Raw genomic sequence first — 13,656 nt, forward strand, 5'->3', positions numbered from 1 at the left:
CTTGTTACTTTCGGTTTGTTTCATTGATACTGCTTTATGGGTTGATAAAAACAAAACGAAAGATAACGGAAATGAGATCTGTTTCGCAAAAGAAACATAATGAAAGGCTTTTTTATCGGGTGGTTGCACGGTTTGGCGTAATGTAAAGACTTGCTTTCCGGCAAAAGAAAGGCGTTAATAGATGAAGTGAAATGAAACGAAAGGCTTTTGGGAAGGATCTGATATGAGCAATACCGATTCAGTAATGGACAAGCGTATAACGGGCACCAGTGAAAGGCGTGAGCAGATCATTCAGCGGCTTCGTCAGCAAGGAAGTGTTCAGGTTAATGATTTATCGTCATTCTTTGGTGTTTCTACAGTGACTATCCGCAACGATTTGGCCTTTCTGGAAAAGCAGGGGATTGCTGTACGTGCATATGGCGGTGCGCTGGTGTGTGATGCTGGCACACCTGGCGTTGAACCCACGGTAGAAGATAAAAGCTCCCTTAATATTTCTTTAAAGCGTGATATTGCTCGCGTTGCTGCAAATCTGATTAAACCTGGGCACCGTGTGATTCTGGACTCGGGCACGACCACTAATGAAATAGCGCGTCATATGCGTAATCATAAGGAGGTCATTGCTATGACAAACGGCATGAATGTGGCGAACGCGCTACTTGAGGCTGAAGGGGTGGAATTGCTGATGACAGGAGGGCACTTACGCCGCCAGTCCCTTTCCTTCTATGGGGATCAGGCTGACCAGTCCTTGCAAAATTATCATTTCGATATACTTTTTCTCGGTGTAGACGCCATCAGTCTTGAGCGTGGTGTGAGCACGCATAATGAAGACGAAGCGCGCCTAAATCGCCGGATGTGTGAAGTCGCGGAACGCATCATTGTGGTCACTGATTCCAGTAAATTTAACCGCTCCAGCCTGCATAAAATAATTGATACCCAGCGCATACATATGGTTATCACTGATAAAGGTATTCCAGAGGAAAGTTTGAATGGATTACGCAAAGGTGGGATTGAAGTGATCCTTGTTGGGGAGTAAAAACCGTTTCTTGGCCGCCGGTTAGCCTACCTCTATTAAAGTAAAGCCCCAGCCAAGAGGCCAGGACTTTGTCAGTAATCTAAGGGGAAGCGTGCCGTTCGGGCCGCAAACGGCGTGAAACGCCGGAGTGCCCGTTGGTACGCTCAACCTTTGGTTCTTCTCGCGACTATGCCCCAGCAGGAACGGCATGGGCGGTGTTTTTCAGCACCGGGCCGGTATATTTTTCAATTTCAAGCTGCGCCATTTGCCCACAATTACCTTGCGCCAGACTGGAAGAACCAATATCGAAAGTCAGGCAGTTGATATTGCCGTTCTTACAAAGGGAACCCGGCACTGCTGGGTCCGCCGGGTCAAACCATGCCCCTTCGCTGATACGCACCACCCCTGGACGCACATCTTCAGATACCACTGCACCTACTAATATTTGCCCGCGATCATTAAACGCACGGACTAAATCGCCATTTACAATGTTACGCCCTTTGGCATCCTGTGGGCTTATCAGTATCGCTTCCCGATCGGCCACGGCGTATTTTTCACGCAGTGGCGTGTTATCTAACTGTGAATGCAGCCGGTTGATCGGGTGTGCGGTGTTTAGCGACAGTGGATATTTCTTCGCTTCTACCCCACGATACCACTCATGAGGTGGCATCCAGGTCGGGATCCCCTGACAATCGGCGTATTCCATTTTGGCGATTGTATCGGAGTAGATCTCAATCTTGCCAGATGGGGTACCCAGCGGGTTGAGCAACGGATTCTCACGATAATCAGCAAAGCGTACCCACTGCTTGTTCGCTTCAGGAATAGGGAAGCGAATATAGTTGTTCGATTGCCAGAACATATCGAATGGCGGTAGGGCGACCCTTGCGGTACGGGCCTGTGACTTCATATCGTCGTACATGGTTTTCAGCCACTGAGTTTCGTCTTTGCCCTCGGTAAAGGCATCAATTACCCCCAGCTTGGTGGCCATCGCGGCGAAGATATCAAAATCATTACGCGCTTCATGCTGTGGCGGCACGCACTGGTGCATCGGGAAGACATAAAGTTGCGAGTAATCGCCGCCCATCTCCAGATCGTTACGCTCATAGCTGGTGGTTGCCGGTAATACAATATCTGCGTGTTTAGCGGTGGCGGTCCAATAGGGTTCGTTAACCACGATGGTTTCAGGGTGCTGCCAGGCTTTCACCAGATTGTTGGTATCCTGATGCTGATGGAAAGTATTACCACCGGCAACGTAGACCATTTTCACATCAGGATAGGTGACCTTGGTACCATTGAAATCAATGACTTTCCCTGGATTGGCCAGACATTCGGCAATCCGTGCCACCGGAATCGGCGACGGTGCGTTCTTCGGTGCATTACCGGCAGAAATCCCCGGTAAAATGCCGCCTTTGGCCGTTGGGCTACCGCCGGAGGAGTAGTGATAGCTGAAACCAAAGCCGCCACCCGGCAGGCCAATTTGGCCAAGCATTGCCGCAACGGTGACCAGTAACCAGTGTTGCTGCTCACCGTGATGCTGGCGCTGAATCCCCCAACCGCCCATAATCATGGTGCGCTGTTTAGCCATATCTCGCGCCAGCTGGCGCAACACATCGGCGTCCACGCCACTGATATCCGCCGCCCATTCTGCATTTTTCGGCTGACCGTCAGTTTCACCGAGCAGATAGGCCTGGAATTTATCAAAACCAATAGTGTAGGTTTTTATAAAGTCAGGGTTATGCAGTTTCTCAGTCAATAACGTATGGGCGATACCGATCAACATGGCGCTGTCGGTATACGGCCGTGGCGCAATCCATTGTGCATTGGTGAATTTGGCACTGTCGTTATGTACCGGGTCAATACTGATAACCTTAGTACCTTTCTTCTTCAGCGCTTCAAAACCAGTTTGCCCCACATGGTCGGGGATATTCCAACTGTTTTTCAGCGTGATCATCGGGTTACAGCCCCATAGGATCACCAGTTCGCTGTTATCTACCACGTTTGGCCAGGCTGTCTGCTGTTCGTAGACCTCCATTGACCCCATGACGTGGGTCATAATCACCTGTGCTGCACCGGTTGAATAGTCACCGGCATAACCCAAAAAGCCCCCACTCAGGTTCATTAAGCGTTGTAGTAGCGTGCGGCTGTTATGCAGCATTCCCACACTTTTCCAGCCATAAGATCCGGCATACAACGCTTGCGGGCCGTGGTCTTTTTGCACCCGTACAATTTCGCCGCACACCAGTTCAGTGGCTTTATCCCAACTGACCCGTACCCACTCATCACGACCACGCAGTTCGGTATGGCTGCCGGGGCCGCCCTCCAACCAACTTTTGCGCACCATCGGGTATTTGATGCGGTTATCCGCATGCACCTGATAGGGGGCCATGGTGATCAGGTCATTTGGCCATGGATCATCTTTGACTGGCTGGACACCGATCATGCGGCCATTCTCGACGATAGCTTCAAATGCGCCCCAATGAGCTCCGGTCAGGATGCCTTTTTGCGCCTGATGTAGCGCCAGGAACTGAGGTAATGCCTGACTGATGGCTTGGGCTAATGCAGATTTGGGCCACAGGCCACCAACGATAGGCAATACAGCCAGTGCGCTGGTTCCCAGTAAGAAGCGGCGGCGGCTCATTTCTAATGGTTGTTGTTCGTATTTAGTCATTTTCGCCTCTTATTTACAGCTTGGCCGGCATATCACTGGCATGTTTTTGTACATACTGTGTCATCACACGCAACTGTTCCTGAGTCAGGGAAGTGCGTGGTGCCATGCCTTTGATTACCCCAATCCATTGGTTTGCGTTAAAGCGATCCAGTGCGGTTAAACCGTGGCAACCGGTACAGTTGGCCGACATCATATCAGCGGCATAGCGCCAAATTTTTTGTTGATCATCAACGAGTTGTTTCTTCGGTAACCACACCTGTAGTGCAACTTGATGCCAAACCAGCTTGGTTTCTGCATCGGTTTGCGTGTTCAATGTTTTCAGCGCTTTTTGTGCATCTTCGCCCAGTAATACGCTCAGAATACGTTTCCCTTGTGCGGCATAGAACACTTCTGCCACGCCATCTTGTTGCCAGCCTTTAACATCAACCAGCACCTGATCACCTTGTTGTTTTACCACTTCAACTTGTGTTGAAGGCATCAGGTTACCGGCGTTATGGCTGTCGCCAGCATGCATAAAGAAGGGTTCGGTGGCGATGGTATATAAGGTGGTCGCTGTTGCAGGGGTTTGTGCTGCCGCCGTTGCCAATTCAGCTGCGCCCGCTTGGGTCACCTCACTCATATCTGGCAGGATATGGGCCACACCTTTATGGCAATCGATACAGGTTTCACCTTTCTTAATCGCTACTGGATGCTGAATGCGGGCTTCAGCACTTTGCCCGGTGATGTCCATCGCATCAAAGCTGTGACATGAGCGGCATGTCGCCGAGTCAGTCTCTTTTAGCGTTTTCCATACCGACTGCGCCATCGCGAGTTTATGGGCTTCATATTTCTCAGGTGTATTGATTGTGCCAGCCACTTCACCATAGATATCTTTGACCGCACGGATTTTGGTCCACAGATAATCGAGTGGCTCGTGAGGCACATGGCAGTCAGCACATTCAGCTCGGATGCCTTTGGTGTTTTGGAAGTGAATACTGCCTTGATATTCAGCCAGTGGCTGTTGCATGGTGTGACAGGACACGCAGAACGCGGTGTCGCTGGTTTTATGAAAAACAGTGGCGGTACCCGCTAACAGTGCAGCACCGATAATGATGCCGATCAGCAGGAGCCATAACCATCCCCACCGGCGTCGCTTAGCGAAACCAGTTTGTTTCTTGCTCATAATTTTCCCCACTTAATATATCTAATAGTTATTGGTAAAACGACGTTATCCAATGCCTTAATGGCCAAAAAAGCCAGATAATCTACCAGCAGACGCTTATTCACTAGCGATAAGTTTTCCCCATAAAATAAGTAGGTCTATTGTAGGGAGATTTGGTGCTGATGACTAACCCGTTGGAGGTATTTAGCGATATTAGTTCAGATTTGCTGAATATAAATGCGAGGTATGAGTCAGTTTTAGCGCTATAGCACAAATAACTCTCTGAATTAAAGGGTTATATACTTTGTTATATACCCTAAATAATTCAAGTTACAGGAAGGCGGCAACGAAATAACCCAAGGAGTTGAGATAACTCAATGACTTGGGTGAGTGATGGCAGCCAACACACATGCAGCTTGAAGTATGACGGGTATAGCGCTAGTTTTTAGTTGAAGGGATAATAGAACTGCTTATTTAACCATAAATCGATGGCATGACGGCTGGCTTCAAAGTGGGGTTCGGGCAATTCCCGTGGATTGCACCACCGCCATTGCTGACACTTGTCAGGCTCTTTCAGCTCTGGTTGCTCGCCGGTATGTTGTGCCAGCAAGCAAACGGAAACGGTATGTTTACCCTCTTCACGCCAAGTGGCGATATTATTGCACAGCGCGATAACATTCATCTCTTTGATATTTAAGCCTGTTTCTTCAGCTATTTCGCGCTTCGCCGCCTGTTCAAAAGACTCTCCAGCCTCCATATGTCCACCGGGAATCGACCAATAAGGGGCATGCTGACCGCAACGCTTACCCAGTAATACCTCACCTTGCTGATTAACGATAATGACACCCACACCGACTGCAACGGACATTGTACGGACTCCTGTTAAATGAAGGTCAGCAAGCATCAGCTATTGTGGCTGTTTTACTGCTGACAGAGTTATATTCACCATGAAAATGTGCGGGCTGTCAAAAATCCATCAAGAATAGAAGCAGAAAACTTGCATATATTCTGCGCTGGAAACACACTGATTGAAACGTTTCAGCGTTATCTCGTCACCAGATGATAAAGGGTAACGCTCCTTTTTCTCATTAAAGCTGAAACGATTCAATTTCAGCAAGAGAGGAGACTTATGTTCCAGTTATCTACGCAAGATATCCATCTGGCTGCCCAGGCAGACAGCAAAAAAGAAGCTATCACTCAGGTTGCCGCTGCGCTCACTCAGGCCGGTTGTGTTGCCGCCGCTTATGTTGATGGCATGCTGGCCCGCGAGCAGCAAACCTCGACTTATCTGGGTAATGGCATTGCCATTCCACATGGTACCACTGATACCCGCGACCTGGTGCTGAACACCGGTGTGCAGGTTTTCCAATTCCCGCAGGGTATTGCATGGGGTGAGGATCAAACGGCTTATATCGTTATCGGTATTGCCGCGCGTTCAGATGAACATCTGTCATTGTTACGCCAACTTACCCACGTTTTAAGTGATGATGCCGTTGCCGCGCGCCTGGCGAAAACCACCTCGGCTGAAGAGTTACGCAGTTTGCTGATGGGTGAGCAAAAGGCCGCTGAATTCCATTTCGACACGTCGCTGATCGCAGTCGATGTGGCGGCTGACAATCTAATCACGCTGCAAGCGCTGAATGCCGGTCGTTTGCAACAAATCGGCGCAGTAGATGCCCGTTTTGTTAGCGATGTCATTACCCGTGAGCCACTCAATTTGGGGCAGGGTATCTGGCTGAGCGACAGTACCGAAGGCAATTTGGTCAGTGCTGCCACAGTTAGCCGCCCGGTCACTGCATTTGAGCACCATGGTGAAAAAGTGGCTCTGTTGCTGACGCTCTCTGTGGCTGATGATCAACCGCTGTCGGTATTAAATTATTTAAGTGACTTATTGTTAGCGAAAAAAGCTGACGCGTTGCTGAAGGCTGATGCCGCCGCCTTGTTGGCGCTGCTCACCAGTGAGTATGTCGAGCAGGATGAAGTATTAAGCGCTGAGTTTGCAATCCGCAATGAACACGGGTTACATGCGCGCCCAGGGACGATTTTAGTCAATACAATCAAACAGTTTACCAGTGAAATCACCGTGACCAATCTGGACGGCACGGGTAAACCCGCTAATGGACGTAGTCTGATGAAAGTTGTGGCTTTAGGGGTTAAAAAAGGCAATCGCCTGCGCTTTACCGCCAGTGGTGAAGATGCACAAGCAGCATTAGATGCTATCGGTGAAGCTATCGCCGCTGGCTTGGGCGAGGGTGCAGCATGAGCAGAAGAGTTGCAACTATCACGCTGAACCCGGCATACGATCTGGTGGGTTTTTGCCCTGAAATTGAACGCGGTGAAGTTAACTTGGTGAAAACTGCCGGTTTACATGCTGCGGGTAAAGGGATCAATGTTGCCAAAGTGCTGAAAGACTTAGGGATTGATGTCACGGTCGGTGGTTTCCTGGGTAAAGATAACCAAGACGGTTTTCAACTGTTATTCAGCGAACTGGGCATCGCTAACCGCTTTCAGGTGGTGCCGGGCCGTACTCGTATTAACGTCAAACTGACGGAAAAAGATGGCGAAGTGACAGATTTCAACTTCTCTGGTTTTGAAGTCAATAAACCGGATTGGGATCGTTTTGTAACTGACTCGCTGAGCTGGTTGGGGCAATTCGATATGGTTGCGGTCAGTGGCAGCTTGCCTGAAGGCGTTAACCCTGATGACTTTACCGATTGGATGAAGCGCCTGCGCAGCCAATGTCCGTGCATTATTTTCGATAGCAGCCGTGAAGCATTGGTTGCAGGTCTGAAAGCCTCACCTTGGTTGGTGAAACCTAATCGTCGTGAGTTGGAAATCTGGGCGGGTCGACCATTGCCTGAATTGGGTGATGTGGTCGATGCCGCGCACGCTTTGCGTGATCAAGGAATTGCCCATGTGGTGATTTCTCTCGGGGCCGAAGGGGCGTTGTGGGTCAATGCGTCGGGTGCCTGGTTGGCAAAACCACCTGCCTGCGAAGTGGTCAGTACCGTCGGTGCTGGTGATTCGATGGTCGGTGGTCTGATTTATGGTTTGTTAATGCGCGAGTCCAGCGAACACACGCTGCGTCTGGCAACAGCAGTTGCTGCTTTGGCCGTGAGTCAGAGCAATGTTGGTATTACGGATCGCCCGCAGTTGGCAGCCATGATGGCAAAAGTCGACCTAAAACCCTTTAATTAATCCCTGGAGGCGAAATGAAAACGCTACTAATAATAGACAGTTCGCTCGGGCAGGCCAGAGGCCACCTTGCGACACTGATGTTGGGTGCTGCGGCGGCAAAAGCAGGACTGAGCTGGGTTGAGAATGCCGCCGATGCAGAGTTGGTGATCGTCGCTGGGCAATCAGCCCCGGCTGACAGTGCGCTGAACGGTAAAAAACTCTATATCGGTGATGTGGAAAAAGCAGTGCGCGATCCTGACGCTTTCCTGGCGCAAGCCATTGCGCAGGCTAAGCCCTATCAGGCTGCGGTTGCTGTCGCACCTGCGACTACCACGGTGGCTGGCCCGAAACGTATTGTCGCTATTACTGCCTGCCCGACAGGCGTAGCACACACCTTTATGGCTGCTGAAGCCATTGAAAGTGAAGCGAAAAAACGTGGCTGGTGGGTGAAGGTAGAAACCCGAGGCTCCGTTGGTGCCGGTAATGCAATTACACCAGAAGAAGTGGCTGCGGCAGATCTGGTGATTGTTGCTGCAGATATTGAAGTGGATTTGGATAAGTTTGCTGGCAAACCGATGTACCGCACCACGACAGGTTTGGCACTGAAGAAAACCGTACAAGAGCTGGATAAAGCACTGGTTGAAGCTGAAGTTTATCAGCCAAAAACCGGCAGCAGTACTGGCACCAAAAAAACAGAAACCGGTGGTCCTTATCGTCACCTGTTAACGGGCGTGTCTTACATGTTGCCAATGGTAGTTGCTGGCGGCTTGTGTATCGCTCTGTCATTTGTGTTCGGTATTAAAGCCTTTGAAGTGAAAGGCACATTGGCTGCGGCCTTGATGCAAATAGGCGGGGGTTCTGCTTTTGCGTTGATGGTGCCTGTTCTGGCCGGTTTCATTGCATTCTCAATTGCTGATCGTCCGGGTCTGACCCCAGGCTTGATTGGCGGTATGTTGGCAGTGAGTACGGGGGCGGGTTTCCTCGGCGGTATTATCGCCGGCTTCCTGGCCGGTTATGTGGCGAAAGCAATCAGCACTAAACTGCGCTTGCCGCAAAGTATGGAAGCACTTAAACCGATATTGATTATTCCACTGGTTGCCAGCCTGATAGTGGGTTTGATTATGATTTATGTGGTCGGTACGCCGGTGGCAAAAATCATGGCAGGTCTGACTCACTGGCTGCAATCCATGGGTACCGCCAATGCCGTGTTGTTGGGGGCTATCCTCGGTGCCATGATGTGTACCGATATGGGTGGGCCGGTGAACAAAGCCGCCTATGCGTTTGGTGTGGCACTCCTGAGTTCTTCTGTTTACGCACCGATGGCCGCTATCATGGCCGCAGGGATGGTTCCTCCGCTGGCGATGGGGCTGGCAACACTGTTGGCACGTCACAAGTTTGACAAAGGTGAGCAGGAAGGGGGCAAGGCTGCACTGGTTCTGGGGCTGTGCTTTATCTCTGAAGGGGCAATTCCGTTTGCCGCCCGTGATCCGATGCGTGTCTTGCCGTGCTGTATCGCTGGTGGTGCCCTGACAGGTGCACTGTCTATGGCATTCGGTGCACAACTGATGGCCCCACACGGCGGTTTGTTCGTGTTACTGATCCCTGGCGCAATTCATCCAGTGCTGCTGTATCTGGTGGCAATCATTGCCGGTACGGTATTGGCAGGTGGTCTGTATGCGATGTTGAAACGCGCTGATGTCGTGGTCGCAAAAGCGGCATAAGCCTGGCATCATAAGCTTCACCCATAAAAAACCGGCCTTATGTGCCGGTTTTTTTTATGTTTACTCACTGTGATTCGGCTAAATGCCAGTCAGCTAAACGTTAGCTTGTGAGTTCAGCTTGTGACTTCAGCCAGGCTATCTCTTCAGCCCAAATATCAGGATTGACCGTTTCTAAAATCAGCGGGATATTATCAAAACGGGGATCTCGCATAATATAGCTGAAGACGGTTTTACCGATATTGCCCTCACCGAGACTGTGGTGTCGATCGACTCGGCTGTTAAATTCGCTTTTCGCATCATTAAGATGCATACCGCGCAGATACTGGAACCCGACGATATTGCTAAGTTGTTTGAAGGTATGTTCGCAATCGTCTTCTGTGCGCAGATCATAACCGGCAGCGAAAGCATGGCAGGTATCAATGCAGACGCCGACGCGGCTCTTATCTTCTACCCCATCAATGATGGCGGCCAGATGCTCAAACTTAAACCCCAAATTACTGCCCTGACCGGCGGTGTTTTCAATCACGGCCGTCACCCCCTCACTAACATCAAGCGCCATATTGATGGATTCGGCGATACGTGCCAGACACTTATCTTCATCAATTTGCAGTAAATGGCTACCGGGATGGAAATTGAGTAATGACAGGCCCAGTTGTTGGCAGCGGGCCATCTCATCAATAAAGGCTTCGCGGGATTTATCCAGCGCGTCGGTGACGGGGTGACCCAAGTTAATCAGGTAGCTGTCATGTGGCAGAATTTGAGCGGAGGTATAACCGTATAGCTCGCAAGCTTGTTTAAACTTTTCTATGACATCTTCAGCCAGTGGGGCGGCACGCCACTGACGTTGATTCTTGGTAAACAGGGCAAAGGCAGTGGCCTCAAGTTCGTGCGCCCGAATCACAGCCTGATCTACACCACCTGCTGCGCTGACATGTGCACCGACAAATTTCATTCCATTCTCCTTTGATAATCGGGCCATTATGGCACTGATAACGTCATGATTGAATGGGTGAAGTCGCAAGGAAAAGAAAAGGGCCGCGAACGGCCCTGAAGTTAGATACTTCATGCAGCGATATGCTGAACCAGCAAATTGATGCCGGTCCCACCGACGATCAGCCAGACAAACAGTAGCAGTGCCAATAATAATGGTTTTACACCGGCCTGACGGATGGAACCCACATGTGTAGTCAATCCGAGTGCCGCCATTGCCATCGCCAGCAATATGGTGTCCAGCGTAATGAGATGGCTCACCCAAGCCGCAGGTAATAGATTCAGTGAGTTAAAACCGGCCATCAGAATAAATATCACCGCAAACCAAGGAATAGTGATGGCACTTTTTTCACGTTTTTCACTACGGGTTTTGATGTTGCAACGCGCCAAATAAGCTGAGAGTAGCAACAGGAACGGAGCCAGCATCATCACGCGGATCATTTTAGTAATCACGGCGGCATTTTCAGCCTGATCACCGATGGCATGCCCGGCGGCAACTACTTGTGCGACCTCATGAATCGTTGAACCGGCAAAAATACCAAAGGTTTCCTGACTAAATGGCAACCATTGGTAATGCAGGTTGAGTTGATACAGCCACGGGTAGACAAAAATGGCGAGCGTGCCGAAAATCACCACAGTAGCGACAGCAACCGCCACTTTACTGGCATCGGCTTTCAGCACCGGCTCGGTAGCCATAATGGCTGCAGCGCCACAAATACTGCTACCGGCTCCAATTAACATCACGGTTTGCTGATCCAGACCAAATACCCGTTTACCCAACCAGCATGCCAGCACAAAGGTCGAACTGAGCGTTAAAAGGTCAATAACCATACCGGTAGCCCCCACATCCGCCACTTGTTGAAAGGTCAGCCGGAAGCCATACAAAATGATACCCAGTCGCAGTAAATGCTGTTTGGCAAAGACCACACCGTCTGAGCAGGCCGGTTGTACCCACGGGTACAAGGTATTACCTACCACGATGCCAAACAGAATGGCCAGCGTCAGTGCCCCCAATCCCATATTGATAAACCACGGCATATCACCCACGTTGAGTGCCAAGCCGGTAATCACGCCGGTTAACACCAAGCCCGCAATATAGCGGCTTAGGGGGAACTGATGTGCTCGACGGAGTTCTTTAGTATGAGAAGTCGCCATGTTTGTGTCCTGTGTTCTGCCAAGATTGCGCACAGTTTAATGGTTTTACTCATAATAGATAAATTCATTATATATTTATAATTAATCGATATAAGTGGTAAGGAAGATGATGACTGCGCCCAACGCCAGATTATGCCTTTATAGATGTGTCGCTGTGTTTCAGCGGTGTAGCGTGAATGATGCTGAAATTTGGTATGATATGTGCAATGGAAATGAGAACAGGCGATGGCTACCCCCTCTAAACACAAGGACCTCAGTTGTGAAATGAAGAAAGTAAAACATGAAAAGTCACTGTGGGTGATATTAGTGATTGCCTCACTTATTTATTTATTGACACCTCCTTATTTACTCGCTTATTTTTTCAAGTTATATAACTTGAATCCTTTCCATATCGCTCCCTTGCCACATTTTAATCCCTTCAAGAGTGAACGTAGGATTCCTTTATCTCAAACGTTCAGCTATTTATTATTTATCTGGTTGATTTTAAACGCGGTTATCAGTGCCGTAGTGGCGATTATTTATCGCATATTCTTTTATTCAGATGATAATGAATAGTATTCTTACTGCTTAATTTCATCCGCCGATAACCTCCCGATTTTGCTCAAAGGTGTTAGTCTTATACGGTAATAGAGGCTATATACCCGCTATCTTTCACGTTGCAGGTGTGTTGGCTGTGCTCGCTTACTCGAATCACTTACTGGTGTAGGTTCATCGAGGGTTCTCTTGCTTGCTACCCGCCTGCATCTTGAAATCTATTGGGTACACTTTTGTCCGTCAGTTATTGTATTAACAACTAATTAGGCAGCTCGTTTCATCCAGTCACTGACGAACAGAGTGATGATAGCGTCCTCCATTTTTTACTACAGAGACCGTTATGCACATAACCTTACGTCAACTTGAAGTCTTTACTGAGGTGCTAAAAAGCGGGTCTACGACCCAAGCCTCGGTTGTGCTCGCGCTTTCACAATCGGCAGTCAGCGCTGCGTTGGCGGATTTGGAAGGGCAATTGAGGGTGCAACTGTTTGATAGGGTCGGTAAGCGTTTAGTCACCAATGAGCATGGGCGGTTGCTTTATCCCAAAGCATTGGCATTGCTGGATCAGGCAATTGAAATAGAACAACTTTTTTTGCAAGACTTAGGCGCGTTGCGGATTGCTGCTAGCAGCACTATTGGCAACTATATGCTACCGGGCATGATTGCTAAATACCGGCGTGATTTTCCTGACACACCGTTGGAATTGAATATTGGTAATAGTCAGGATGTGATTGAAGCAGTGGCAGATTTTCGTGGTGATCTGGGGCTGATTGAAGGGCCGTGCCATATGCCGGAACTGATGACCAAAGCCTGGCAACAGGATGAGTTGGTGGTGTTTGCGGCCCCGGATAATCCGCTATGCCACAAAATGCTGGCATTGGAAGAACTGGCCGATGCGGCTTGGATCCTACGAGAGCGCGGTTCTGGCACCCGCGAAGTGCTCGATCACTTACTGTTGGCGAAATTACCACATTTCAAATTGGTCATGGAGCTGGGGAATTCAGAGGCGATTAAGCGGGCGGTGCGTTATGGCATGGGGATCAGTTGCTTGTCGCGCCGGGTGATTGCCGATCAACTGGCTAGCGGTGAACTGATCGCACTCAATATTCCTTTGCCGCCACTGATACGCACCTTATATCTGATTCATCATCGGCAAAAACATATCTCTAACGCCTTGCAACGCTTTCTCAGCTACTGCCAGGAAGAGGTCTGAACCGCAGCATTAGCCGAGAGCGAGTTACCCCTGTAGGGAGAAGGA

At 49.6% G+C, this 13,656-nt stretch carries 10 protein-coding genes; 5 read left to right on the forward strand and 5 right to left on the reverse strand.

All coding sequences use genetic code 11. The features are described 5' to 3' along the window. Positions 1 to 223 precede the first annotated feature (223 nt). A complete protein-coding gene (locus EL015_RS07835; RefSeq protein WP_005193042.1) occupies positions 224 to 1,033 on the forward strand; it encodes a DeoR family transcriptional regulator in 810 nt (269 codons plus the stop codon). A 166-nt stretch (positions 1,034 to 1,199) separates the two neighbouring features. Here the strand turns inward: EL015_RS07835 and torA are convergent, their stop codons facing one another. The 3 genes from torA to EL015_RS07850 all read right to left on the reverse strand — a co-directional run bounded on the left by torA (position 1,200) and on the right by EL015_RS07850 (position 5,689). Next, complete coding sequence (torA, locus tag EL015_RS07840; RefSeq protein ID WP_005193041.1) at positions 1,200 to 3,680, reverse strand: trimethylamine-N-oxide reductase TorA; 2,481 nt, start codon at positions 3,678 to 3,680, stop codon at positions 1,200 to 1,202. Positions 3,681 to 3,693: 13 nt separating this feature from the next. Next, positions 3,694 to 4,842, reverse strand: coding sequence for a NapC/NirT family cytochrome c (locus EL015_RS07845; protein WP_032907996.1), 1,149 nt, complete (start codon positions 4,840 to 4,842; stop codon positions 3,694 to 3,696). Between the two features lie 424 nt (positions 4,843 to 5,266). After that, complete coding sequence (locus EL015_RS07850) at positions 5,267 to 5,689, reverse strand: nucleotide triphosphate diphosphatase NUDT15 (RefSeq protein ID WP_005192070.1); 423 nt, start codon at positions 5,687 to 5,689, stop codon at positions 5,267 to 5,269. Between the two features lie 261 nt (positions 5,690 to 5,950). Between EL015_RS07850 and fruB the strand changes: the two genes are divergently transcribed. Genes fruB through fruA form a run of 3 tightly spaced genes read left to right on the forward strand, consistent with a single transcriptional unit; the run spans position 5,951 to position 9,719 of the window. Continuing rightward, positions 5,951 to 7,084 carry a fused PTS fructose transporter subunit IIA/HPr protein gene (gene fruB, locus EL015_RS07855; protein ID WP_005192062.1) on the forward strand — a complete coding sequence of 378 codons (1,134 nt, stop codon included), beginning with the start codon at positions 5,951 to 5,953 and terminating at the stop codon, positions 7,082 to 7,084. Further along, positions 7,081 to 8,019: a 1-phosphofructokinase gene (gene fruK, locus EL015_RS07860; RefSeq protein WP_032907860.1), complete on the forward strand. Its 939-nt coding sequence runs from the start codon at positions 7,081 to 7,083 to the stop codon at positions 8,017 to 8,019. Before fruB ends, fruK begins: the two co-directional genes overlap by 4 nt. A gap of 14 nt (positions 8,020 to 8,033) precedes the next feature. Further along, complete coding sequence (fruA, locus tag EL015_RS07865; RefSeq protein WP_042568255.1) at positions 8,034 to 9,719, forward strand: PTS fructose transporter subunit IIBC; 1,686 nt, start codon at positions 8,034 to 8,036, stop codon at positions 9,717 to 9,719. Positions 9,720 to 9,819: 100 nt separating this feature from the next. Here the strand turns inward: fruA and nfo are convergent, their stop codons facing one another. Continuing rightward, entirely contained in the window at positions 9,820 to 10,671 is an 852-nt protein-coding gene (gene nfo / locus EL015_RS07870) for a deoxyribonuclease IV (protein ID WP_005192044.1), read from the reverse strand. Between the two features lie 110 nt (positions 10,672 to 10,781). Beyond that, complete coding sequence (locus EL015_RS07875; protein ID WP_032907858.1) at positions 10,782 to 11,864, reverse strand: YeiH family protein; 1,083 nt, start codon at positions 11,862 to 11,864, stop codon at positions 10,782 to 10,784. 874 nt (positions 11,865 to 12,738) lie between these two features. Between EL015_RS07875 and yieE the strand changes: the two genes are divergently transcribed. Then, entirely contained in the window at positions 12,739 to 13,611 is an 873-nt protein-coding gene (yieE, locus tag EL015_RS07885) for a DNA-binding transcriptional regulator YeiE (RefSeq protein ID WP_005192038.1), read from the forward strand. The last annotated feature ends 45 nt before the right edge of the window (positions 13,612 to 13,656 follow it).

It is taken from the genome of Yersinia intermedia, from assembly GCF_900635455.1.
Lineage (GTDB): Bacteria > Pseudomonadota > Gammaproteobacteria > Enterobacterales > Enterobacteriaceae > Yersinia > Yersinia intermedia.